We start from the raw sequence: 25,068 nt of genomic DNA, 5'->3' as shown, positions 1-25,068 counted from the left end.
CATGGGTGCGTTCTGCCCGTGTAACGTAATGCTTATTTGTATACCTCATCAATCGCAGCCTGGAAAGGAGCCTTGTATTTCTCAATCAGCGTAGATACAGATACCCCTTCTTTGAGCTCCCCATCAAAGTCCCAGAAAGGCAAAGACGGGAATGTGTTATGGTCGAGAACCAGCATACCTTCCGCAACTTCTCTGGCGTTGTTGATATCTGCTTCATCGGTCAGATGTGTCTCCAGTGTGGATTGCCCCGGATACTCATAGATCGATTCAATCTCGTTAATTTTCTCCCAGATGTACATCAGTTGTTCCGGATTCTCTACCGCTTTAGGAATCGTTATAGCCTGGTAACGTGACTCACCGGAGTGATACGCCGTTGCACTTGGACCTTTGGGAAACGGTACAAAACCGATGTCGTAATCCTTCATATCCGTCATAATGCCTTCAACTTCGTACATTGCACCTGAATACATCAAGGTGTTACCTTGACGGAAGAACGTGGAAGGCTCTGTCCAGTCGCCGCCCTCAGAAGCTCTTCCGACCTTCTCGGTAGCCAGTTTGGACAGGAAGTTCAACGCTTCTTTCGTTTTTGGATCTTCCAGGTTCTGCTTATCCTCTTTGGTCAGAGAAGCCTCGTTGGAATACAGAATTGGTTCCAGCAAGCCCGTTTGAGCGAGTCCCCAAGTATCCAGCTTGCCATCATTGTTCCGATCCTTGTTCGCTTGTTTGGCAACGCTGAGGAACGTATCCCAGTTCCATTCATCAGCATCTACATACTCTTGCAGCGGCTTCAAGCCGAGCTCTTGCATAAGCGTACGATTATAGAAGATTCCGTTGATAAACGAGGATTGGTCCTCGGTAAAGCCGTAACCTTTGCCTTCATACTGCATGTATTCCTTGGTCGTTTTCTGGTTGAATACCTTGTCGTTTTTAATATAATCATCCACCGGCCATAACAGATCCTGTTTGGTCAATGCCGGGATGGCATAGTTTTTGCCCAGTCTCACAAGATCGCCAAGTGGTTCACCGGCCATCAGGGAAGCAACAACCTTTTCCTGATATTCGCCAAAATCGATGGAGACGTATTCAATATTAAAGTTGTGTTTTTTCTTCAGCGCTTCGAGATTCTCAAGGCGTTGAATGTTGTCCGGGTTGTTTCCCTGTATTTCCATGTCCCACCAAGCAACCACTTTAATCGTTCTGCCGCCCATGTCAAAATCCATTTCTGGCGTAGAGTTTTCATTCTTTGCCTCGGTTTCTGCGGGTGTTTGTTCCTCCTGTGGTGTTGTCTGTTCCGGCTCGGGTTGAGCGGTAGGTGCAGAACTGCATGCAGCAATCACCAACAAAACCGCAAACACCAGGCTCAGTAGCATGAACTTGTTTTTTCTCATCGTCTTCCCCCCTGATTGTCTTTTGCTCTCACAGTGTATCGTTCAAATGAAAGCGCAAACAACCCGCCGGAATACAGATGTTTACCCGGGCTGAATATAGATTTTCGTAATTTTGCTCGAGCAAAGCGCAGTATAGGATCTAATTGGTAAAGAAATGCACTCTCTACAAAAATATGCACATTGTATGCGCTTTCTTTTAAAACCATAATGAAATCAAGTCATATTTCAGTTAATCTGGCGGACTACAATTCAACAGAAGGTGGGGTATTGCTTCATGTATGATATTTTACTTGTGGATTTCAGCCGTCGTTTGTGCGGAGAGTTGCAACAGATGTTGCTACGGAGCAAAGCTCAATATACTATCGCAAATTGTGTATTCTCATCGGCCGAGGCTTTGACCGCATTGTCAGAACGAGACTTTTCCCTTGTTATGGTACATACAGAGAGGTTTGATACCGCGGGGCTCTGGTTATGCAACGACATTCGACAAAAAAGTCAGATCCCCATCCTCCTGATGGGTGGAAGAGATCATTTCAGGTTCGTACGCAAAGCCTTGACGTATCAGGTGAATGATTATCTCCCGTATCCTGTTAGTCCCTCATCTTTACTTAACAGTCTGCATGGACTTAGATCCCACCTTGAAACCGACCCGGCACATAAAACGTCGTCGTTCTTCAAAACGCCCGTTCAAATGAACGGTAAGCCCATGCACTCCAGTCATGTTATTCGAATCGTCAAAGCCTATGTACGGGATCATCTGGGTGATGAAATCACGCTGAAGAAAATCTCTGACATGCTTCATTTTAACTGTGCATACCTTGGACAGAAGTTTAAGCTGGAAGAAAAGATGTCTTTCAATGATTATATGCTCCAGCAACGGATGGAAAAGGCACAGCAGTTGTTGTCTTCCACGAATCTGCGAATTTATGAGATTGCTATTGAGGTAGGATATAAGGATATTGATTGGTTCTATAAAAAATTCAAAGCATATGCCGGATCAAGTCCCAACGCTTATAGACGACAAAAAATTTATACGGCCTAAATGGAGAGCCGGATCGCTTTGTTTATCAAGTGAATAACTACAAAAAACGCAGGAGGTTTTCTCCCTGCGTTTCTTGTGGTTGATTGAGCTGGTCATTTCCACAGAAATCAAAATCAACGAACCATAAGGGATTCTCGGTATTCTTGGGGAGTCATTCCCGTTATTTTCTTGAAGAGCCGGGTAAACGAATGTGCGGCCTCGTATCCCACTTGAACTGCTACCTCACGTACCATAAGATTTGTGTTCTGCAGCAATTCTTTGGCTCTTCTTATTCGGCAGTCATCAATGAACTCTGACAGGTTAATTCCCATTTCCTGCTTAAAGAATCGGGACAGATAGGATGGATTAAAATGATGAAGTTCTGCGAGTCTCACCAGAGAAAGATCTTTCTCAAGGTTCTCCTTGACGTAACTGCATAAGGAATGAATGACAACATTAGCGCGTTCCTGTTCATTTGATCTTTTGTAGCGGACTAATTCATCGGCAGCACGATATAAAAATTGTACTGCATCTTTCATGCAAGTATACTCCCCTAAATGCAGCAAACTTCGTTGATCCGGAATCTTCTGTTGAAGACCCCAGCGATTGATTGTTGAATGCAATAATAAAGCCAGATTGTAATAGGTTTCCATGGCACGTTCCATCGTAATATCCTGTTGAAGCAATTCACCTGCAAGCTCCTCAAAACTATCGTAAAATGGCTGAATTCGGCCTGTTTCCAAATACCCTGACATAATCTCGATCCGGTTCGAGATCCGCATGGATTCTTTGGGTACATCAGATGAGAGATCATTACGATGATCTGTGAGTACCATGGATACGCCATCCCCAATTTTCATCCACTGGAGTAATCTCAGGCGTTCATATTGTTTGGTTAGCTCCGACCAATTACAGCTTCGACTACTTAATGAAAAAGCAATGGATACGCCAAGTGACGCCATGCAAGCTTCTTGTACCAATTCTAGGGTGCCTTCTAGGAATCGTACAAGTTGATCATTGGTCATCTCCTCCTCCTGCTTCGGTTGAAGCAGCCAGATCGTATCCCCGTAATGGTCTGTTACACTTGCGCACACCGTGCGCTCATGCATTAATGAAGAGCCAATAATACGAACAGATTCCTGGACTTGTGTAAGTTCCGAACCTTTCTCTGGCGGATGATTGAACCGACCCAATATGAGATAAACAGGCGAGTTGATCTGTAATCTGATGTCTCTTTTGAATAATTCATCCTGCATATCAACCGTAGAAGCCATAACTGCTGTACAATCTTGAAGCAACTTCCGCAAATACTCTTCCTGTTGAATCAGTGCAAGCTGTGAGTTGACTTGATGAGAATATTCCAATAACTCAAGCATGCTGTGACTTTGCCGGATCTCCTCCATCACATCTTCGACAACAGACATCACCTTGTCATAACCTTCCGTTTTGAGCAAGTACCGCACATTGGCCATCTGAAAGGCTTGATAGGCATAATCAAAATCGCTATGCCCTGTCAGAAAAATGACCCGACAATTCGGCCAACTGGCTTGAATCCGCTCTGTCAATTCCAAGCCGCTCATGCCGGGCATGCGAATGTCCGTTAGAACAATATCAATTCTCGAACGTTGCATCCAGGACAATGCCTCTGTTGCAGAGTAGGCCTTACATACATCAAGCTGCTCAGGTATATGTCTGGCGAACGTTTCATAAAGACTATCTGTAATAATCTCCTCGTCATCTACAATCAAAAGTCGATACATTCGTTCTCTCCCTCTTTCCACTGGATTCGAATTGTGACTTTTAATCCTTGCAGTTCACTTCTGGATAGGAAAAGGCCGCTTCCTTCGCCATACGTCAGGACCAGACGCCGATGAATATTGATTAAGCCCGTCATTTCATCCGTACTTTCATCCTTATGCAAGCGTTGTTGAAGAGCTTGAATATGTTGCTCTGCCAACTCATTTCCATTATCCTCTACGGTAATCTCGGCATATGAACCTTCCATATGAAACCCGATAATTAGAAGTCCTGAGTCCGTATTCTTTTCAAGGCTGTGTTCATATGCATTCTCAATAATGGGTTGAATAATGAGTCTGGGAACGTGAATATGTTCCATCTCAGCAGGTAGTGACCCAAAATCGACTTTGATTCGTCTGGAGAATCGTAATTGTTGAATCTCTGTATAGATTCGTGAATGCTCAACTTCCACTTTTAACTTCACATGATCTGTTTCATTCCGGGTAATGAACCTGAAATACTCTCCAAGCATGTTCGTGAATTGCTCAATACGTTCTGTTTCCCCTGTTCTTGCAAGTGAATTCAGAATAAAGAAGCTGTTGTACAAGAAATGAGGATTAATCTGGGATTGGAGCTGTTTCAACTCGGCCCGTTGCATCATCAGTGTTTTCTTGAAATCCCGATCGATCAGGGACTGAAGATTTTCAATCATTAGGTTGAAACGGGTGTAGAGGAAGCCGAATTCGTCCTTTCGATTATGCGCGATGGGAACATCAAGCATGCCTCCCTCCATTTTTTTAAATCTTTTCACCAATAACAGTAACGGAATATGAATCAACTTGTAGCTTGAATAGAGATACGCCGTGATGGCAACAAATGATGTAATTGCAAACAGCCAAGCCCAGTGATAGAACTTGCTAAGCGGTCTGGTGACAATGGCCTCGGGTAGATATGTAGCTACGGATAAGCCCAGGGAATCCATATGCAACTGACTAACATGATACATGGTGTCCCCCACCTTCATCCGAAAGCCATCAAGTGTACCTTTCACACTGTGCTCACGATAATTCGCGAGAATAACACTAGCTTGATGGTTATCTGTGATGGCATGCCCTGTTTTGTCCTCAATCAGGAAAGTTGAACTCTCCGGGTACAAATTAAGTCGCGTGAGTTCATTTTGAAAATGAGCTGTATCCAGCTCCACTTGAATGACAAAAAGCGGGGGCTCTCCTCTCGTACCCGTCAGTCTGACGGCACTGAGGTTCATGGTGTCCTCCTTCACAGTGAAACGTGTACCTTTTCCTTGCATGCCTGAACTGAAGTATACATATGAACTTTTATCAAAATCATCGATGCCTTGGATCGCGGATATACTCTTGCCAACGGAAGGGATATGTACATATACGTTTTTGATATAAGCCGTACTATTCTTAAATGAAGCGAGTACTTCAGTCAGGTAATTTAATGTATCCCGTCGATCAACCTGATCCATCATATCCCAGAGAATGGCCAGACGATTCAACTTTCTGTCTTCAACGATATCAAACTGCTGTAATTCCATCCATTCCATCTCTCTGTTTAATTCCAAGACATATTGGTTCAGTCGTCTCTCTGTTGACAAAGATATTTCCTGGCTTGCATTGTCATAACTCCAGTGATACAGATACACTCCAAGGAGAATCAGGGGAAGCACAAATACCAAATAGGTGATTATTAATCGCGCAAATATACTGTTAAACCATGATTTAGCAGGGATCTTGATCAATGCATTCACCTCCAATGCCAAAGGCTGAGTGGGTTCCTTGTATGAATAAAGTGAACATTAGCGCTCCTTTGGCTTGCTGGTGCGAAACCACGCGTTAACTTCCGAGGTGATCTGATCTCCCCCCAACTTGCGCCAATTCTCTACGAATTGGTCAAACTCATCGATCGACCTGCCAAGAATGATGTTCATATACGCTTCAAGCTGAAGATCTCGAAGAATAATCTGTCGATCAACCATTGTGTCTGTAATGCCGCCAGTGAACTCATCATAGAGAAGTTGACCGTTCTTCTCGTACGCATCTGCAATGCTAAAAGCGCCCGAAGGCCCATAGGTCTGTTTCCAGCCCCAGCCGCTCTCTACATGTTCCAACTCATAGGCCACGATTCGTTTGTGAATGGCGAGAGCTTCATTCTCCAGAGCCGAGAAGTCTCCTGTACTTCTGGCATCACGAATTTGTTTGTAAGCATCTATATTTTTGTTGCCTGGAAAAGGAGTCACCGGTGAAAGCATCCACACAGCACGGGAATCGTCGTTGTAATATGTTTCATACTGTGCCTGATTCCCCCAGTTGATGTCCAGATGCAGATTCATGAGCTTTACAACGACCTCCGGATGAGCGAATCCCTTTTTTACAGCAAAGTATTGCCCCGTATTGGAACGTAGCGGTACGAACAGACTCCGGTCCGATTTGGCAACAATGGGATATGCCTGCCATTCTGCATCTGCATCTGTGTCACGGGTGGTCTGGAGCATAAAGGATGTCCACTGTTCTCCATATAGCATCCCTATTTTTCCGTCCTGAATCAGACGAGACGCCTTGCTGCCACTTTTATAGCCGAAATCCGGATCAAGTTGGCCTTCACGATACAAGGTTTGCAGTGCTTTCAGCGCCTCGCGAACTTCAGGCTGTATACCTCCATAAGCGAGATTTCCTTCTGCATCTTTAACCCATATATTTGGGTAGGCACCGTAACCAGACATTAATCCCGCAGCTCCCATAACTGGATCCCATAGATGGTTTGTTAACGCAAGTCCGTAGGTATCCTGCACTCCGTTCCCGTCGGGGTCCCCCTCTGTAAACGCTTTCGAAACTTGAAGAAGCTCTTCCATCGTTTCAGGCGGCCGTAGCCCCAGATTCTCCAACCAATCGGTTCTAATCCACAGGTACTGTGCAGTCTCAATGGAGGAGGAGGATTCAGGAATAGCCATGAGTTTGCCATCTATGGTTGCCGCATCAAATGCTCCTCTGCCTTCTGCCTCTAATATACTCTTTGTCAGTGGTGAAGCGTGCTCTTGGTAGACATGGGTTAAATCTTCGATCATTCCAGCGTTGCTCAATTGTCTAAGTTGATATGGATTTACTTTTACCACATCCGGGAAACGTCCTGCAGCAAGAGATACACCCAGTTTCTGATTGTATACATCTCCATTAGCAATCCAGTCATAGTGAATCTGAATACCTAACTCTTTCTCGTACACACGAGTCCAGCGATTATCCAGCATCGTCTCACCAGGCAACTGGTTAATCATGCGCTCGAGGTCATCTCCGGTTTCCCTGACAAAAGAGACCACGATGGGAGGAGAATACTTCTCAAACGTAGCGGGAAGTTGTATTTGCTGCCCATCTGGCTGCGGTTGATTTTGTTTGGAATTCCCTTCGGTATGACCTGCTGGTATCGACACAGCAAGGAACAGAATAAAAGTCCATTTTGTTATGTCCAGACATCTCTTATACATGACGACATGCCCCCAGTTCGGTTTGAACAAACTCTCTTCTCTCTCTCCATATTGAATCCATATCATTGTACAACAAACTTGTAATCATTGAATACGAAAAGCCGCCGTTGGGCGGCTTTTACATATTTCATGGCTTCTCATCAGAATTAATCACACGATATTCAAAATTCGAAAAGTCAGCTGTTCCGCCAATCATTTGGGTTGAATATACAAACAACCCCGCTCGGCAACCCATAAAATGATCAAGTTTATATACCATTTTATGGGCAATTCCTATATCTCTCCATTCCACCCCATCAAAATAGGCAAACGAACATTCATCCAGATTGTTCGCAAAATTTCCGAATGCTTTCAGTTTAACGACCGGATCTGATACCGGGATACGTTCATGTTCAGTGGCTGGCTCCTGGTCAATCAGATTGCCAAATATGGTTGAGTCCTCACTGATTCTAGCATGCATGACCAAATAAAACTGGTTATCCTGTTTCGTAAGAGCGAGCATACCGTATGAACCAATCAGAAAGCACAAGCCGGCATAATCCCCATCATTCAGACGGCTGCCATCAAGTGTAACCCTTGCTTCGCAAGCAGGCCCCATGGAACGCTGGGTTAGGGTGTTTACGGCGAACGTAAGATTTGGGCTGATCTGTCCAGTTCGAACACGATAAACTCCCGGTTTCTCTGTGACGGACCAGAGTTCATCATTGGGTGTATGATTCCATTGCCAAAAATCACGGAGCTTTACTCTCCCATCTTCTTCGGCTGCATAATCGAAACTGTCGCTACCTATTAACGGGTTATAACGGTGCTCAGGTCTAGTGCTAGGGATATCAATCTGTTTCGGGGCTTTGCTTGCAAACACGGGTATATCCTGATCAAAATGTAGCGGAACCAAAACAGGGATACGGCCAACAGCCCCATGATCCTGAAACAGCATGGCATACCAGTCCCCATCCGGCGTATCCACGATACCTCCCTGAGCAACACCTGAATTGAAATAATCCATATCGTCATTGAATACTTCTCCACCAGTGAAGACATCTTCCAGAGAGTCAGCGACATAACACGCCTGTGTTCTCCGTCCGGAAGCCTTCGATATATGAATCAGGAATACAATATACTTCCCATTGATCTTGTAGAAATGGGCTCCTTCATAACCAAGGTGATGAGGCTGTTCGTCTTTTACAATCAAACGATGCACTCCGCCAGGTTTCGGCCCGGACAGATCAGAGCTTAATTCGGTCAGATAGATCTCGGTATTCCCGTACACAAGATATGCTCGTTCATCATCGTCGAAAAACAAGGAGCAATCATGGTAAAACCCTTCGACTACTTGTTTCTTCCACACTCCCGAGATGGTGGGTGACGTGTACAAGTATGTTTTTCGGGTATCATTCGCCACAAAGATCACATAGAACATTCCTTGATGATAGCGGAGCGATGCAGCCCACATGCCTTTGCTATAAATGTGCTGACCATCCACCAGCCGCTGTGCAGGTGTATCGTCCAATGTGTCGTATACATATGTGGCTACTTCCCAATGGATCAGGTCATATGAACGCAGGATGACACATCCCGGCATCATATGCATGGTTGTGCTAACCATATAATATGTGTCCTCTACACGAATAACGTCAAGATCCGGGTAATCAGCCCAAATAATCGGATTCGGATACATGTTTTAATTACACCTCATTTTTTCTGTTAAACTTCCATTCTCTTAAATGGATGATGGAGCTGTCTGTTGAATTTTTAATTTTAATATACAAATCTTGTACACCTTTTGCACCCGTAACTTTCGTTGTTAGTTCCATCCATTGAAGAGATCCGGTCGCAGGCGGAACAATGATTTCGGCAATTAACGGCCCGTCTGCACGTTCAAGCCGAAGTTCCAACGTACCTTCGCTTCCTTGATTCGCAATAATGGCTGTGAAGGATGTGGGTCCTTCACTTTCAAAATCGACTTTGGATATAGCTAGCCAACTGTCATTTTGCAGCTTAGCGGACATGATATTCGAATCGGATGCAGACATCTCAGCAGAGTCAAGATATTGCTCTGTTGTTACTCTGCTGCTCCATCCAATCGTTGAACCGCTTACCCAGCCATAGGGATTGAAACACTTGATTTGATCTACACCTTGATAATCTGCATGTACCTTCTGGATCTTACCCGTGGCCTCATCATGCTCGACTCGATTCAGATGTGTTGACCGGTAACCATCGGGAATATTCATGGCCTGGCTTAATGTCTGAGCATGATAGGCAATGTACCACTGATCGGCCAGTTGGAATATTGCATGATGGTTATTGCCACCAACATCAAAAAAGTGGCCCGGATTCTGGAGCAACGTTCCCTGATATGTCCATGGCCCCATTGGCTGAACACTGGTCATATATGCAATCTCACCGGGTGGCGGACTGCCCTCTGGCCGATCACCCTCGACAAAATTGGAACAATACGTAAAGTAGTACTTATTATTATATTTATGTATCCCTGCATCTTCGAACATATAAGGCGCCTGAATCACCTTCGCTGTGCCTGCAACGCTGATCATATCGTCTCCCAATCGCATCACTCTTGCCGTATCAGGTCTTTCTGCTTTCCCCTGCGGAATCCCACCACCGAAGTATATGTAAGCCTGATGATCATCATCTACGATTACAGCTGGATCGAATAACCAGGTTACTTCCTCCACTCCCGGAGTTTCTCTTGTAATAAGCGCTTTGCCTATCGGGTCTATCCATGGACCAACAGGTGTTGGTGCAGACAATACACCAATTCCACTGGCATTGTTGGCGAAATAAAGAAAGAAACAGTCCTTGCCATCCAAGGTCCGATGAGCAGCTGCCGGCGCCCAGGATTGCGAAGCCCATGTTGCAGCGCCTTGAGGTCCAGCAACTCTGATCTCCCCATGATCGGTCCAGTTGATTAAGTCATCCGAAGAAATGACCGTAATCTTGTTGATTGAACTATAACTGTTTTTCTGAGGAAGACCGTCCTTGTCATATTCCAGCTTATCACTAGTCATATATAAGTAGACTCGATTGTTAAATACCAAAGCATAGGGATCCGCTCCAAATTTGTGGGCCACCAGAGGGTTACCGTTGGGGCGAAGCTTTCCAATCTCCCCTGGAATACTCTCCAGATTGGCTGCTTGGTCTTGCATTTGCTCACTAGCATGTGGTGTAGAATGATGATTCATCGAAAGAATTCCCCCTATAATCGTTTTTAGTTGTGCCTTTTTGCAAGAAAGCGTTTGCAATATAAAAGGTATCATGATAGGATGATTACATTTTAAGGTAAGCTGAGTACAATTTCATTGCGTTAACCGCTCTATTTATTGCGTGAAATGACGGGAGGTACTTCATGAGTGGATCCTCTGAGTGTTTTTATGATCCCATCCAGCCTGAGCTCTTATATTTGCACCGCGTAACCACATATAAGCTGGAAACAATCTATCATCGCCATAATGCATACGAGATCTACCTGTTTCTTCGTGGCAACGTTCACTTTTATGTAGAAAATCGGTGTTACCATGTGCAGCCGGGCGATTTGCTTGTGATGTCACCCGAGGAGATGCACCGGGCCTTTATTCTGGATGAAACTGAATACGAGCGCATTACCATCAATCTCAAAAAAAACTACCTTTATCAGCTGTCTACACCATCAACCAATCTGTTGTCATGTTTTGATCATCGCCCCAAAGGAACAGGCAATATCATACATTTGGATGATCATGGGTTGAACCTGATGATGCAATGGACAAACGAACTGGAAGGATTGCTTGATTCCAATGCTTATGGTACGGACATCAAAATTAATGCAGCGGTGGCCCAATTGTTGGTCATGATTAACGTCTGGTTTCACAACAATTCTTTTGTTCCCAATGACATCATGCCTGAGCTGGTTCGTGAAACGATGGATTATATTGAAATACATCTTAATCAAGATATTACGCTTCGCAAACTTGCTGAAGCTTTTTATATGAACAGCACTTATATCAGTAGACAATTCAAAAAGCATACCGGATTGACGATTCGTTCTTATATTTTGGGTCGTCGGATTGAACGCGCCAAATTCCACCTGTCTGAAGGAATGAGTATTACGGATGCTTGCTTTCAATCTGGTTTTAGTGACTATGCTAACTTCATACGGAGTTTCACCAAAATGGTCGGCACTTCTCCAGGCAAATTTAGCAAACAACGACGAGACACTATTGAAACATGATCATGACAAGATCGTTCGACGAAGACCAAAAAACATCAAGCCATGCAGGGTGGCTCGATGTTTTTTGGTTCTTTATTAGCTTGGGATGCGTATTTGATCTCTATTTAATCTGTTAACGAGATCGTGTTCACCAGTTATTTGATCTCTTTTCCAGACCACAGACTAACACGTTCTTTAATCCACTCTGTGTACTGCTCTTCCATGGCTACAGCGCCCGCAGCATCAAGTTCTGCAATCATATTGTCATATATATCTTCAAAGGCACCTGGAGAGGACGTAATTGCTTCCGCGATCCGTTTCTGGATAATGTCCTGTGTCTTCTGATACACCACGTTATAGTCTCCACTATCCGTAGGAATCGACATATTATAAGCTGCACCCCACTCTTTCACCGGGAATTCATCTCCGTTAGGGAATAGCTCCTTCCAGGTTGTAATACCGTACCCTTTCAGCGTTTCTTTTTCTATATCGGAATAAGCTTCCTGGATCTGCTCAGGATAGTTGGTTGTATAATAGTTGTCCGTTGAATCTTTGACACCATCTCCATAGTGAGCGCCAAAAATAGTGTATAAGTTGATACCGGTTTCTTTGCTGAATGTGCTATTGTCTTTGTTTTTACGCTCCTGAATATCTGCCGGTATTTTGCGAACTCCGTCTTCCACAACGTAATGTTCGCCTTCAACACCCCAATTTCTCAACACTTGACCTTCCTCAGAAGAAAGCCAATCCAGGAATTTGATGGCCCGGACAGGATCTTCAGCATCAACAGTTATGCCGATACCATATCCATCGAAGCCGATATCCTGAAAATCTTTGCGCTGGAAGTTGTCGTTCAGCGTTACCGGATAGAAGCCATAGGTCATATCGTCCTTGCCTGCACTTTTCAACGCATTTTCCGCATCGCTGAATCCCCAAAGCGGATCAAGCACGGATAAGACACGTCCGCTGGCGATCTTGGACTTATATTGATCATCTTTTTGTACAAAACTGTCTTTATCCACTAGACCTTCATTATACATTTTGTTTAACCAACGGAAATATTCCTTCTCTTCGGGACGCTTATAATGAAGAACAGCTTCATATGTGTCAGGGTTAATGAAATATTCACCGTCCCCAGGTCCTCCAGTAGCCATGACTGCCGGATCAGTTACAGTAATCATACGGCGCCATCCATCTGCACTGAGTGTCAGAGGGATTGTCGGTTGGCCATCATCTGTCGTTGGGTTATTCTTATAAAACTCTCGGAGGACATTTTCATAATCTTCCAAGGTTTTGATCTCAGGGTACCCAAGCTCTTTGACGACACGATGCTGAATAGCAGCACCATTCGTTGCATCAAAGCTTTCTTGATCGATCGCACCATTTGTTGGGATCCAATATATGGATGGGTCCTCATTGCTATATTTCAAGCGATTAAAATGCTCACCGTATATCTTTTTCAAATTGGGTGCATGTTCTTCGATCAGATCCGTCAGATCAATCATTGCACCAGCATCAACAAGTCGGCTTAAGTTGCCTTTGGGAAAGATCAGATCCGGGTAATCACCGCTTGCGGCCATAAGGGATATGCGATCGTTTCCTCCTCCGCTTGAGATATCGAATTCTGCATTAATGGTTACACCCGTTTCTTCCGTAATTTTCTTCCCTACAGCATCCTGCATATTGTTCCAGTTGGGACTTGCATCCGCACCGAAGAAGGTAAACGTGATCGGACTGTTAGGGTCACTGGTATTCGATTCTGAATTCTCTGTAGTGTTTCCGCAACCTGCGGAAACCAGTACAACACTTGTTACGAGACATGCTCCTAGCACTTTTGAAACGGCTCTCATTATTTTTCTGCCCCCTAAATGGTGTTAGTCGTAATAACCTATCCAGACATAAAGATGGTTCGCTTTGGAGTAGTATACGCTTACATATTCAACCGTTAATGTACGATTACACTCCTGCCTAACCTATTCCATGCTTAAAGTATAAGGAAGTCTACTAACCCCAACCTTGATTATTAAGCCATGAAAATAGCATGATCTAGACATGAGTCTCCGTAAAATGTGAAGACCAAAAAAGCGATGGTTGCCCATCGCCTTATAACAACAAACATACTTTTCAGTAGTATAATTCCAACGTAAATCCTTGGATCTCCGCTTCCACATCCCGCAACAATTCGATGACTTGGTCAGCATAATCTCCAAGGATTTCTTTGCTTTTCTCGAATCCCAGCCATTGGACCGTAAGAGGCATGCTTACAGCCCCGGTTAAGACATCCCACAGCGCGTCCAAATTGCGTCCGTAGTTCTCGTCTAGCTCAAGCTGGTTCTGAAGCACTTGATGTAGCGCTTCCTTGCTGTGAATGTGGTATCCGTCAATCTGAATATTGCTCATATCATGACCTCCGTTTATTTTAACTGTTCAAATGACTTGTAATGATCTGTCGTCTGGTAGATTAAACCATCATTCGAGTATAGTATTCGGTCGCTCCCGCGCCGTCCTCCGGAGTAATTGATATCGGCTTCATACCATATCCGGCCTTTTTTGTTGGGTAGTAGCCCTTCCCGGTTTCTGAACACGTCACCGCCGATACTTTTGCCTGGAGCAACTTCATGTAAATTCCCTTCACTTGGTTCCCAGCCCAAATCCCTGGCCTCTTTCTTAGTAATGTAATTTGGTGGGAGTTCATGATGCTCCGAGATATAATTGGCAACCTCATCAAATCCCATATCCTCCGATACTTGAGGTGATCCAATATCAAGCACAGAGTCTGATGTGCAACCCGAGAACAATAATGCAGCGAGGATGATCACTAACGTGTAAGCAAATTTTCTGAAAAACATAATCTTTTCTCCTTTTGATGTACTTGCTCTTGCTGTCTTCATTTTTAAGCCTATCATTGATCTGAAATTCGATCAATATAAGCAGTTAACCCAGCTCCATTGAGGCACAACCATCTCCTTCAACTAAAAAAAGCCGCTAGAATAGCGACTTTAATCGTACCATGGATTATTACCATTCAACACACTAATTTGTGATTTTATTCGAATCGATTCATCCAGTTTTCCAATGCTGCGACAACCTCTTCCAACTGCTTCTCTTCCGTAACTTCAGGTTGATTATCTCCTTTTTGCATACCGTAAGAGCCAAATTGACCGTGATTTCCACCTTCAATACTCACATAAGTCGTGTCTTCCGGAAGATTTGCTTTGGCGCTCTCCCAGGATTCCCTGTTAAGAACCCCATCATTCGAGCCTGTAATCTGTAAGATAGACAAGTTCGTATTCTTTAAGCTCCCCCCTTCATCTGCATAGGAAGCCAAGAAAAAGACCCCTTCCAGCTTCTCATTGTGCTCCGCAGCATATCGTGATGCAAATGATCCTCCCAATGAATGCCCGCCAATCACAAATGCTTCGTTAGGATGTTCCTCAATAAAGGAATCAGCCTTGTTTTGACCGAAAATCGCCAAGTTCATTGGCATGTTCGCGATATATACGCGGTGTCCCTGTTCTGCCATTTCTCTGGCAAGTGGAGAATAACTTTCAGGTTCGACCAGACCGCCCGGATAAAAAATAATATTCGGTTCGGTTACCTTTGTATCCACGGGTTCAAACCGGTAACCGTCCTTCAACTTGGTGACATTAACCTGAGCATCACTTGTCATCGCCGCTTCAGCTCGCTCAGAGGGACTATACGTAACCGAATTGAGATATACGAACACTCCAGCTACAATGATCACGATGGACAAGATCGTCCACATCATTATCTTTTTCCATTTGTTTGTACGTTGTGCTGTTTTCAACCCTAAAACCACCTTGTTATGAGGATATTATGTTGTCTTTTTCAACTCTTAATAATTATACTTACCGGTAAGTATAATTACAAGTCGTTTTGCTAACTATCGTTATTTGTCATAAAATATTCATGGAGGGACGTCCAATGACCAAAAAATCACACAAACGTTTGCCTGGAAGACCCAAACAGGGCGACGATGAGATCTCAGTTCAGCATACGATTATTCATACAGCTTCAAAGCTATTCATGGAGTATGGCTACGAAACAGTCACACTTCAGCAAATTGGTAAAGCATGTAACGTGTCAAAACCAACCATTTATTATCATTTCAGTAGCAAGCCAGAGCTGTTTAAAATTGCATTTACAACGATGTTACAGAATGTGAGCAACTTAACCTCTCATATGCTTGATCAAGCCGAGAATCTGGAGTCGGGGCTTGTACGTTTGGCAGAGGCCAGACTGGCCAATCCACATGCAGAAATTGAAACCATGCTCCGGGAAGCGGAGCCTTTTCTTGACTATGCTCAAATGCAGGACATCCGTGAAGCGGAGCATCAAATACACGACGTGTTGGCCACACATTTTCAACGAGCAATGGATGAAAACAGACTGCGGAAGGACGATCCGTTCTTCCTGGCAGAAACCTTCTCGACGTTGATGTTAATGGGTAATCGGGAAGACAACCTTCACAAATATGGTTCCAATTTTTCACTAGGCCAAAGATTAGTAGACATTTTCATTCGCGGAGCGCAGTAAAATTCAGGACAACAAGGAGAGCTGACATGAATATCCCCAGAGGAACGTATGGGTTTCGATTCGCCGAAGACAAGGAGCTTCAACTGTGCGTACTCTATGCGGCTGGAAGTGATTCAATAACCGATCCGGCTTATCATTGGGATGGACTTGAACGTTCAGACGGACCTCTCCTGTTATTCCAATATACAATTTCAGGTGAAGGTGTATTTGAGTCGAATAATCGCATTCATCATGTTACCGCAGGACAAGCTTTTTTGGCAGAAATTCCAGGAGCACATCGCTATTACTATCATTCAGCATCAGAAGAACCTTGGGCTTTTCTGTTCCTCCTGTTCAGGCCCACTCTTATTCTGCCCCATTGGCAAAAATTTCTGCGGGAAGCAGGAGAAGTTCCCTATCTCCCCGCTGATTGTACACCTATTCGACTTTTGCGTATGATCGTGACTGATGCGGCGGCAGGAAGAATCACTGATCCTCTGATCGCATCATCCAGCGTATATCAGTTCATGACAGAATTGACCCGATTACAGAAAACAACATTACGCAACAGGGAGAATTGGTCTGAAAACATTCAAATAGCCGTTGATTACATAGAAAACAACTACTCCAAGATGATTAGTATGGATCACCTTGCCGAGTATATTTCCCTTTCCAAATATCATTTTATACGTCGTTTTTCCTCCAGCACTGGCTTGACTCCAGGTGCTTATCTGACCCGTGTACGCACAGAGAAAGCAATGGAATTGTTGCGCGGAACTACGCTTAGTGTTGAAGTCATCGCCGAACACGTTGGCTATTCCAGTGGAAGTTATTTTATCAAAGCTTTTCGCAGTATAACCGGGGTTACGCCAGGCGAATTTCGTAGTGGCGGTGAAAGCCTTGTATACCGTAAATTGTTTTTTGACTAACCGCAATATTGTGCTATTCCACACTCAACATTACTGTAGATATTAATAAAATCCTTTATTATGATGAATTTAGCGAGAGCAATAATTAATTAGTAGAGGAGTATTCCCATGAATCATACGCTTGCAGCATCAACTCCACCGCTTGGCTGGAACAGCTGGGATTGTTACGGCGCTGCCGTTACGGAAGACGAAATTCGTGGCAACGCCGAGTACATGGCAGAACATCTTAAAGAATTTGGCTGGAGCTATATTACAGTCGACATTCAATGGTACGAACCTTTGGCCAATTCTTCGCAATATCGTCCGTTCGTTCCACTAATCATGGATGAATATTCACGACTTATGCCTGCTGAGAATCGATTTCCCTCCGCTGCAGGTGGACAAGGATTTAAGCCGTTAGCCGACTACGTTCATAGTCTTGGACTGCAATTTGGCATTCATATCATGCGGGGGATTCCACGTCAAGCTGCACATGCGGCTACTCCGATCCTGGGTTCAACGGCAACCGCGCGTGATGTAGCTCATTCGAACTCCATCTGTCCCTGGAATACGGATATGTATGGTGTCGATAGCTCAAAAGAAGGTGCACAGGCTTATTACGATTCGCTCTTTGAACTGTATGCACAATGGGGCGTTGACTTGGTGAAAGTAGACGATATTGCTGCTTCCAGGCTCTACGATACCCATCAGCCCGAGATCGAGATGATATCCAAAGCGATTGAGCGCTCCGGGCGGCCCATGGTACTGAGTCTCTCTCCTGGGCCTGCTCCGGTGGAATATTCGGAATTTCTAGCCGCACATGCGAACATGTGGCGTGTCACGGACGATTTCTGGGACCTTTGGCCGCTGTTATTGGATATGTTTGACCGCTGCCGGACGTGGCAGGGTGTTCCCCAAGCAGGCTGTTGGCCAGACTGTGATATGTTGCCTTTGGGTCATATCGGTATCCGTTCTGTTGACGGTGGTGGAGCAGATCGCTGGACTCGGTTCACGCCTGACGAGCAGTTGACCATGATGTCGCTGTGGAGCATCTTCCGTTCCCCGCTCATTTTTGGTGGTGAACTGCGAGATAACGATGACTGGACGCTGTCCCTGCTAACCAATCGTGAGGTTCTGCGAATGCATCGCGAGAGTTATGGAGCAAGGGAAGCCTTACGCAAAGAAGATCTTATTGTATGGACTGCCCGGCATTCGGATGGTTCCTCTTACATCGCCGTATTCAATACAGGTGAGAAACCTCTTCCCGCGGATCTCGACATACAGGAACTCGGTCTCTCCGGATTAACGAAAGGTAGCGAATTGTGGAGCGGGGAAGCAGCTGAATTCACAGAGAATTCCTTAGTTACAACTGTACCGGCGCATGGTGTACGCCTCTATCAGTTTTCTTAAGCTTCAATCAGAAAAAGAGAGATCTGTCATTCATTAGGCAGACCTCTCTTTCATTTTATGTTCATTTTTAAGATGAACTCGAATGATGAACAGTTTTGGACATACGTCCAAATTGAAGCATATATAGCATAGTAATTGCGATAACAAACAAGGCGAGCACAATAAATATATTACTGTACACAAAAGCTGTCTTATCATGAATCAGAGGGTTAAGTTGAAGGGTGGCTGTTCCCCCGTCAAGCACCTTTCCTAGGGCAGCAGTAGATACGGACACTGCAATGAAGTTAAACATGGATAGCAGCCCCATCCCTATTCCAATTTGCTCTTTGGGAAGCGTCTGAGCAATGGTATTTGAGACCGCAATTTGCATATAAGACTGACCCAGAACACCAAAAACAAGAAAAAAGGAAATCAAGACAGGTGCAGCACCTACAACTAATGACAAGCTTATAAAACCAACAACAAGTAATGAAGATGCCGTATACAGTAGAAAAGGATTCCCTTTTTCATCCGCAAGCCTTCCACCTCTGCGTCCGAGAAGTGCAGCTACGAGCGCAGAAGGCAACATAATGACACCTGTCAATGCTGGGGATAGACCATGTAATTCCGAGAGCAATTGTGGCGTAGTAAATGGAATAGCAGGACTGATAGCGACCAGAAGGAATGCAATTCCCATTCCAGCTGAATATGCCTTGTTTTGAAATACAGCCGGTTTTACAAACGGCACTTCCGCATAACGAATACGCACGATGAACAGTATTAATAAGACCATCCCGGTTAATAGGAACCATGCATTAGATTGGGTTAATGAGAGCAACAGTGCAGCAACAGTTCCTGCTAATAACGCTCCGCCCAAATAATCCATTCTTTCACTGCCGCCTTTTTCATCATCCAGGTATTTTCGATAAAAAGGAAGCGTAGCAAGAGAAAGTAATGGGATTACAAAAAGAAATTCCCAACTTAAAACGCTAGATACAAATCCGGCCACGATCGGAGCAAGGGCATTTCCAAGCGCTATACCAATGGCAGAGGTACCCAAGGCTTGCCCGCGTTTCTCCGGTGCGAAGTATCGAACGGGAATAATCATGGCCAAGGCAGGTATGACCGCTGCACCAGCAGCCTGTACGATCCGTGCGATAATAACCATCCAATACTCTGTTGCCACAATCCCCAGTAGAGAGCCTGCTGCCAAAATCCAAAGACCAAACGAAATTAGAACCTTCATGCTGTATTTATCGGTAAGTTTCCCGTAAGTAACTGTACCAATCGCATATACAACTAAATAACCTGTAACGATCCAGCTCGCTTGAGAAGCAGTAAGTTCGAACTCTTCACCAATCACAGGTAATACCACATTAAACATCATTCCATTCATGACTGATATAATTAGTGTGAAAACAAGAACACGGAGTAATAACGCTTCTTTATTGGTGTTCATCATACTCTCCTCAATTCTTTAGAATATATCGAGACTGTCAGTACTAACGGACATTCATAAGCTTAAAAAAACTAGGGAGTTAATGCCCTAGTAAACGTCCATACACTCTCTGTAATGATGCCTTCCAATGAGAGCCCTGGAAAAAGCACATCTTCTTCGAGATTATTTATGAATACGCCATAATTCAATGACATGAATGAAAAAGCTTGCATTTCAGGATTGATTTTAACCAACTTTCCTTTATCATACATGATATTAAAGTAATTGGTTAGAATATCCAAAAGTTGTTGAGGATGCTTTACCGTTCTCTCTCTATAACCAGGTAGATTCTCTACTTCCTTCAGGCTAATCATAAACAATTTTCGATTACGGTTCATGATACTATGATATGTGTTGCTGATCAGCAACAAATCTGTATACAGATCCCATACGAGTTTTTCATTGAAGATCCTGGTCATCTCTTCTGCATAATGGTATTGGTCAAAGGCAGTCTCTAACAAGTTTTGTTTGGTTCCAAAGAGACGAAACAAGGTTTTCTCACTTAGTCCGGCTGTTGTGGCTATTTCCTGTGTCGTCACACTTTTATAGCCTTTTTTTGAGATTAAATCGATGGCCGTCAACATTAATTTTTCTTTACTGCTAAGATTGTTGCTCATGGACATGTCTATATACCTCCTCCCCGGATGTCAGTAACCACTGTCATTGCTACAATGATAACTAAAGAGCTTTTTAATGTCAAGGTGTATTCCAATAATACTTGAGTGCACAAAAAAAGCCGCTAACTTAGCGACCTCGAAGGAAAATGGTCTTATAATTTTGATAACGAATCGACAAACTACCTACCTTCATGATGTCCTTCTATTCATTAATCCATTTTCTTGATGGTGACGACGGCTTTTCCTTTCACACGACCTTCTCCAATATCCCGAATGGCTTGAGCCGCTTCGCTTAATGCATACTCCCGATAAACCATCGGCACGACTTGCCCTGATTCAACAAGTTCTCTCCATACCTCTTGATCCTCATGATTCAGTTTATGGATGAGAAGCATTATTTTCTTATGTTCAAGTCTGGCAATGAACGGTGCACATATCAGATTAAGGAGAATATGCGGCATCGGGCCTCCGATCATCACGTACCTGCCTCCACTAACTAGTGCACGTTTCAAAGCAAAAACCGAATGCTTTCCAATGACATCCAGAATCAGGTCGTATTGTACACCTACTGCAGTGAAATTCGCTTTCCTATAATCCAACACGTAGTCGGCTCCCACAGCAAGCAACATGTCGAGCTTTTCAGCACTGTCAACGCCAGTCACCTCAGCCCCAAGCAATTTGGCATATTGGATGGCAAATGTCCCGACTCCGCCACCAGCGCCATTAATCAGAACACGCTGCCCCTTTTGCAGCTTTCCACGATCACGTAGACCTTGCAAAGCCAGAACGGCTGCCTGTGGAATAGCTGCTGCCTGCACATAGTCGATACCGGCGGGCTTGGGTGTCAGGGCCTTCTCAGCCGCACATACATATTCCGCGAATCCACCCCACCCACAACCGGAAAGATCTCCGAACACCTCGTCTCCTGGTTTGAACCGTGTAGCAGAAGCTCCAATGGCAATTACGCGTCCTGCGACATCTGCGCCAAGAATTCGATAACGAGGCTGCCTTGCCGCCCCGATGCGGTTAACGTATGGTTTCCCATGAAGGAGATCCCAATCCCATGAATTTACTGAAGTGGCATAGACCTCAATTAACACTTCGTGATCTTTAGGCACAGGAATGGGCACCTTTTCCAATCGAAGTACGTCTGGGGTTCCGTAAGTATCATACACCATAGCATTCATCGAGTTGATCTGCACTCCGGGTAATCCTGCTTGATTCGTTTCTTCTTCCATGATCATTCTCCATTCGATAGACATATGTGTATCCATGGTCAATTACGTATACCCAGTCTTCCCGTCAAAACAATGATACGTAAATCATTTTCAGTGGTTTCAATTAGAATAAGCAGAATGTTGGAATACTTAAATTGCGAGATCATCCATGGCTTGAACGGCCAGATGAAATGCTTTAATCCTTCTTTCCAGAAGAGTCTTTTGAGGGCTACCTTCTTTGGACTTGGCATACATGCTCTCAAGGGATGGAAACAATCCACTCAAGACAAGACGGGCTTCTGCTATATCTTCCTTGGTGTATGAATGAACTTTTTGATTCCACTGTTTATCCAACAGTGCGAGGCCGATGTAAAAAGCTTGGAGACGTTTCTGTAACAATGTCGTGTTATTCCTATTCTGAGTCATATTCACTAAGGCATTTTCCGATTTGCGGATGGTTGATTGAAAGGCTTGGATGGATTCAAGTTGATCTTCTTGTGACACATTTTCCATAAAGTACTTACCTCTCTTTCTTCGCTATTTGGTCGGTATTCAAAAATATTAAATCACCTCATAAATATAACAAAAAAAGCCGCTAAAACTAGCGACTTTCAATGCAATAACTGTATAGTCTCAATTCAATGCTAGAGTACCTTTTCCAAAAAGCTGATTGTCCGTTCATTCTTCGGATTTCCAAATATCTCTGCTGGGGTCCCCTGCTCGACAATGTAACCACCGTCCATGAAGATTACGCGATCAGCTACTTCGCGCGCAAAACCCATCTCATGAGTGACGATCATCATTGTCATACCTTCGCTCGCGAGGTCTTTCATAACACCCAGAACTTCTCCTACCATCTCAGGGTCGAGCGCCGAAGTCGGTTCATCAAATAACATAACGTCAGGATTCATGGCAAGCGCACGAGCTATCGCTACACGTTGTTTTTGTCCACCTGACAGTTGTGTTGGGAAGCTGTCTGCTTTATCAGACAGACCCACACGCTCAAGTAATTGAAGTGCTGTATCACGCGCCTGTTGAGCATTTAATATCCCAAGTTCTCTGGGCGCAAACATGATATTCTTAAGTACGCTAAAATGCGGGAACAAGTTAAAATGTTGAAATACCATTCCTATATTTTCACGAGCTTTGTTTAGGTTGGTTTTAGGATCATTCAGATCCTGGTCATCCACGATAACTCGACCTGCCGTAATGGCATCCAATTGGTTGATGCAGCGCAAGAAAGTACTTTTTCCTGAACCTGAAGGCCCGATGACACAGACGACTTCTCCTTCGTTGACCGCCACATCAATCCCCTTAAGCACCTGATTCGTGCCGAAACTTTTCTTCAAACCCTCAACTTTTATTTTAGCCACGACGAACCTTCACCTCCAGATAATCAGCAACTTTGGTCAATGTGATGATAACAATCAGGTACATAATAGCAACCGTTAGCCAAATGTCAAAAGAGGAGAACGTTCTTGCAATGACGATTTTACCCGATTGTGTCAACTCTACGAGACCAATGACGGATAAGATGGACGTATCCTTCAACGTGATCACCATCTGGTTAATGAAGGAAGGAATCATCACCCGTACAGCTTGAGGAATAACGATCTTAATCATCGCTTTGCGATAAGGAAGTCCCAATGAACGGGCAGCTTCCATCTGTCCACGATCAATCGATTGAATCCCGCCACGAATAATCTCAGTTACATATGCTCCTGCGTTCAAACTAAGTGTAAGTATTGCTGCCAGGAACAATGGCATCGTGAAGCCCATCGCCTGTGGTATTCCGAAGTAAATAAAGAATGCAAGGACAATCAGTGGAATACCGCGGAAGATATCCACAAATACGGTGGCAACACCGCGCAGGAATTTGTTCTGTCCCACCTTCATGAATCCGAATATCAGACCGATGATAAACGCGAAAAAGAGTGACACGACCGTGTATAAAAGTGTGTTCCCCAATCCTTTAAACAAGGCAGGAAGAGATTTCTGAATAAGCTCCCAACGGCTTTGATTAGCAACAGTCGGAGCGTTCTCACCAAGATATGTCTCAGTAATGCGTTTATACTCACCATTAGCTTTAATATTAGTAAGACCTGCATTAAACATCTCTAGAAGCTCTTGATTTTTCCCTTTGCTTACTGCAAATCCGTAGGGAGCCCCTTCTTCTTTGTCAGTAACAATTTTCAATCCGTTTTTCTGATTGACGCCATAAGCCAGCACAGGATAATCTTCGAAGCAGGCTACAGAATTACCGGTTTTTACATCTTCGTACATTTGGTAAGATTCATCAAACGGAACAATCGTAAATCCGTACTCGGAAGCAATGGACTCTGCAAAACTATACCCTTCTGTTCCGGTTTTTACTGCTACCTTTTGTCCACGAAGATCTTCATAACTTTTAATTGTGTCATTGTTGGCACTAACCCCCATGACGACACCTGATTCAAAATAAGTATCTGAAAAATCAAATTTTGCTTTTCTTTCATCCGTAATACTCATTCCTGCAATGACACCATCAACCTGATTGGCTTCAAGTGCCTGTACAGCTGCATTGAAACCCAGTGCTTTGATTTGATACTTAAAATTTTGATCTTTAGCGATGGCATCCAGCAAGTCCATATCGATACCAACAAAATCACCATTCTCATCTTCATATTCGAATGGAGCAAATGTAACATCAGTTCCGATAATATAAGTTTTACCTGAATCGGATGCTGCAGCAGCGTTTCCAACCCACCCTGATAGACCGCTCACTAGGAGCAGCATCAGTGAAAGTATAAAAAATGAGATCTTCGTTGTTTTCATGTGTCCTCCCCGTCTCGGTGTTGTCCGAATAATCATTATTTTCTTTGGAATCGGTATTGCTGTTAACTTTTTGTTTGTGATCTTCTGCCTATTTGATTGTTATTATTTACTGTATATTAACAATCAATGCTTTGCCTTTCCACTTGCAACATTTTCCTCTATCATTTTTTTCCAACCCGTAAAAGCCCTCTTCATACTTACCCTTTAGGTAAGCTTTACGAAACCCAATATTAC

21 protein-coding genes are annotated in these 25,068 nt (G+C 44.0%); 5 read left to right on the top strand and 16 right to left on the bottom strand.

Annotation, left to right across the window (positions count from 1 at the left end; genetic code table 11):
- Positions 1 to 32: 32 nt before the first annotated feature.
- Complete coding sequence (locus tag ACTHPG_RS09690) at positions 33 to 1,388, bottom strand: extracellular solute-binding protein (RefSeq protein WP_440388976.1); 1,356 nt, start codon at positions 1,386 to 1,388, stop codon at positions 33 to 35.
- A gap of 274 nt (positions 1,389 to 1,662) precedes the next feature.
- On the opposite strand from ACTHPG_RS09690, the gene ACTHPG_RS09685 reads away from it, so the two are divergent.
- A complete protein-coding gene (locus ACTHPG_RS09685) occupies positions 1,663 to 2,430 on the top strand; it encodes a helix-turn-helix domain-containing protein (protein ID WP_440388975.1) in 768 nt (255 codons plus the stop codon).
- Positions 2,431 to 2,543: 113 nt separating this feature from the next.
- On the opposite strand, the gene ACTHPG_RS09680 is transcribed toward ACTHPG_RS09685, so the two are convergent.
- The 5 genes from ACTHPG_RS09680 to ACTHPG_RS09660 all read right to left on the bottom strand — a co-directional run bounded on the left by ACTHPG_RS09680 (position 2,544) and on the right by ACTHPG_RS09660 (position 10,851).
- Positions 2,544 to 4,169, bottom strand: coding sequence for a response regulator transcription factor (locus ACTHPG_RS09680; RefSeq protein ID WP_440388974.1), 1,626 nt, complete (start codon positions 4,167 to 4,169; stop codon positions 2,544 to 2,546).
- Entirely contained in the window at positions 4,154 to 5,911 is a 1,758-nt protein-coding gene (locus ACTHPG_RS09675) for a sensor histidine kinase (protein WP_440388973.1), read from the bottom strand. Before ACTHPG_RS09675 ends, ACTHPG_RS09680 begins: the two co-directional genes overlap by 16 nt.
- A gap of 57 nt (positions 5,912 to 5,968) precedes the next feature.
- Complete coding sequence (locus tag ACTHPG_RS09670; protein ID WP_440388972.1) at positions 5,969 to 7,648, bottom strand: extracellular solute-binding protein; 1,680 nt, start codon at positions 7,646 to 7,648, stop codon at positions 5,969 to 5,971.
- Between the two features lie 127 nt (positions 7,649 to 7,775).
- The gene (locus ACTHPG_RS09665) at positions 7,776 to 9,326 is read right to left on the bottom strand and encodes a glycoside hydrolase family 43 protein (RefSeq protein ID WP_440388971.1); all 1,551 of its coding nucleotides are present in this window, start codon (positions 9,324 to 9,326) and stop codon (positions 7,776 to 7,778) included.
- Positions 9,327 to 9,333: 7 nt separating this feature from the next.
- Positions 9,334 to 10,851 carry a glycoside hydrolase family 43 protein gene (locus ACTHPG_RS09660; RefSeq protein WP_440388970.1) on the bottom strand — a complete coding sequence of 506 codons (1,518 nt, stop codon included), beginning with the start codon at positions 10,849 to 10,851 and terminating at the stop codon, positions 9,334 to 9,336.
- A gap of 164 nt (positions 10,852 to 11,015) precedes the next feature.
- Here ACTHPG_RS09660 and ACTHPG_RS09655 point away from each other — a divergent pair, with 164 nt between their 5' ends.
- A complete protein-coding gene (locus tag ACTHPG_RS09655; RefSeq protein ID WP_440388969.1) occupies positions 11,016 to 11,876 on the top strand; it encodes a helix-turn-helix domain-containing protein in 861 nt (286 codons plus the stop codon).
- Positions 11,877 to 12,010: 134 nt separating this feature from the next.
- Here the strand turns inward: ACTHPG_RS09655 and ACTHPG_RS09650 are convergent, their stop codons facing one another.
- The 4 genes from ACTHPG_RS09650 to ACTHPG_RS09635 form a co-directional block, all read right to left on the bottom strand.
- A complete protein-coding gene (locus ACTHPG_RS09650) occupies positions 12,011 to 13,705 on the bottom strand; it encodes an ABC transporter substrate-binding protein (RefSeq protein WP_440388968.1) in 1,695 nt (564 codons plus the stop codon).
- A gap of 274 nt (positions 13,706 to 13,979) precedes the next feature.
- Positions 13,980 to 14,255, bottom strand: a complete 276-nt coding sequence (locus ACTHPG_RS09645) for a barstar family protein (RefSeq protein WP_440388967.1) — start codon at positions 14,253 to 14,255, stop codon at positions 13,980 to 13,982.
- 14 nt (positions 14,256 to 14,269) lie between these two features.
- Positions 14,270 to 14,704: a ribonuclease domain-containing protein gene (locus ACTHPG_RS09640; protein ID WP_440388965.1), complete on the bottom strand. Its 435-nt coding sequence runs from the start codon at positions 14,702 to 14,704 to the stop codon at positions 14,270 to 14,272.
- A 197-nt stretch (positions 14,705 to 14,901) separates the two neighbouring features.
- Entirely contained in the window at positions 14,902 to 15,663 is a 762-nt protein-coding gene (locus tag ACTHPG_RS09635) for an alpha/beta hydrolase (protein WP_440388964.1), read from the bottom strand.
- Between the two features lie 137 nt (positions 15,664 to 15,800).
- Between ACTHPG_RS09635 and ACTHPG_RS09630 the strand changes: the two genes are divergently transcribed.
- The 3 genes from ACTHPG_RS09630 (at position 15,801) to ACTHPG_RS09620 (ending at position 18,709) form a co-directional block, all read left to right on the top strand.
- The gene (locus ACTHPG_RS09630) at positions 15,801 to 16,412 is read left to right on the top strand and encodes a TetR/AcrR family transcriptional regulator (protein ID WP_440388963.1); all 612 of its coding nucleotides are present in this window, start codon (positions 15,801 to 15,803) and stop codon (positions 16,410 to 16,412) included.
- Positions 16,413 to 16,438: 26 nt separating this feature from the next.
- The gene (locus tag ACTHPG_RS09625; RefSeq protein WP_440388961.1) at positions 16,439 to 17,320 is read left to right on the top strand and encodes a helix-turn-helix domain-containing protein; all 882 of its coding nucleotides are present in this window, start codon (positions 16,439 to 16,441) and stop codon (positions 17,318 to 17,320) included.
- Positions 17,321 to 17,428: 108 nt separating this feature from the next.
- On the top strand, positions 17,429 to 18,709 hold the full coding sequence (locus ACTHPG_RS09620) for a glycoside hydrolase family 27 protein (protein WP_440388960.1): 1,281 nt from the start codon (positions 17,429 to 17,431) through the stop codon (positions 18,707 to 18,709).
- A 67-nt stretch (positions 18,710 to 18,776) separates the two neighbouring features.
- On the opposite strand, the gene ACTHPG_RS09615 is transcribed toward ACTHPG_RS09620, so the two are convergent.
- The 6 genes from ACTHPG_RS09615 to ACTHPG_RS09590 form a co-directional block, all read right to left on the bottom strand.
- Positions 18,777 to 20,147, bottom strand: a complete 1,371-nt coding sequence (locus tag ACTHPG_RS09615; protein ID WP_440388959.1) for an MFS transporter — start codon at positions 20,145 to 20,147, stop codon at positions 18,777 to 18,779.
- A 71-nt stretch (positions 20,148 to 20,218) separates the two neighbouring features.
- Positions 20,219 to 20,809, bottom strand: a complete 591-nt coding sequence (locus ACTHPG_RS09610; protein ID WP_440388958.1) for a TetR/AcrR family transcriptional regulator — start codon at positions 20,807 to 20,809, stop codon at positions 20,219 to 20,221.
- 203 nt (positions 20,810 to 21,012) lie between these two features.
- The gene (locus ACTHPG_RS09605; RefSeq protein WP_440388957.1) at positions 21,013 to 22,041 is read right to left on the bottom strand and encodes an NAD(P)-dependent alcohol dehydrogenase; all 1,029 of its coding nucleotides are present in this window, start codon (positions 22,039 to 22,041) and stop codon (positions 21,013 to 21,015) included.
- A 129-nt stretch (positions 22,042 to 22,170) separates the two neighbouring features.
- Positions 22,171 to 22,533 (bottom strand): hypothetical protein, encoded by a 363-nt coding sequence (locus ACTHPG_RS09600; RefSeq protein WP_440388956.1) that lies wholly within the window; start codon positions 22,531 to 22,533, stop codon positions 22,171 to 22,173.
- Positions 22,534 to 22,664: 131 nt separating this feature from the next.
- The gene (locus ACTHPG_RS09595; protein ID WP_440388954.1) at positions 22,665 to 23,393 is read right to left on the bottom strand and encodes an amino acid ABC transporter ATP-binding protein; all 729 of its coding nucleotides are present in this window, start codon (positions 23,391 to 23,393) and stop codon (positions 22,665 to 22,667) included.
- Positions 23,386 to 24,834 (bottom strand): amino acid ABC transporter substrate-binding protein/permease, encoded by a 1,449-nt coding sequence (locus ACTHPG_RS09590; protein WP_440388953.1) that lies wholly within the window; start codon positions 24,832 to 24,834, stop codon positions 23,386 to 23,388. The genes ACTHPG_RS09595 and ACTHPG_RS09590 overlap by 8 nt, the downstream gene beginning before the upstream one ends.
- Positions 24,835 to 25,068: the final 234 nt, after the last annotated feature.

The organism is Paenibacillus sp. SAF-068 (assembly GCF_051967555.1).
GTDB lineage: Bacteria > Bacillota > Bacilli > Paenibacillales > Paenibacillaceae > Paenibacillus.
The sequence above is the reverse complement of the archived record's forward strand: the minus strand, read 5'-3'. Positions and strand labels throughout refer to the sequence as shown.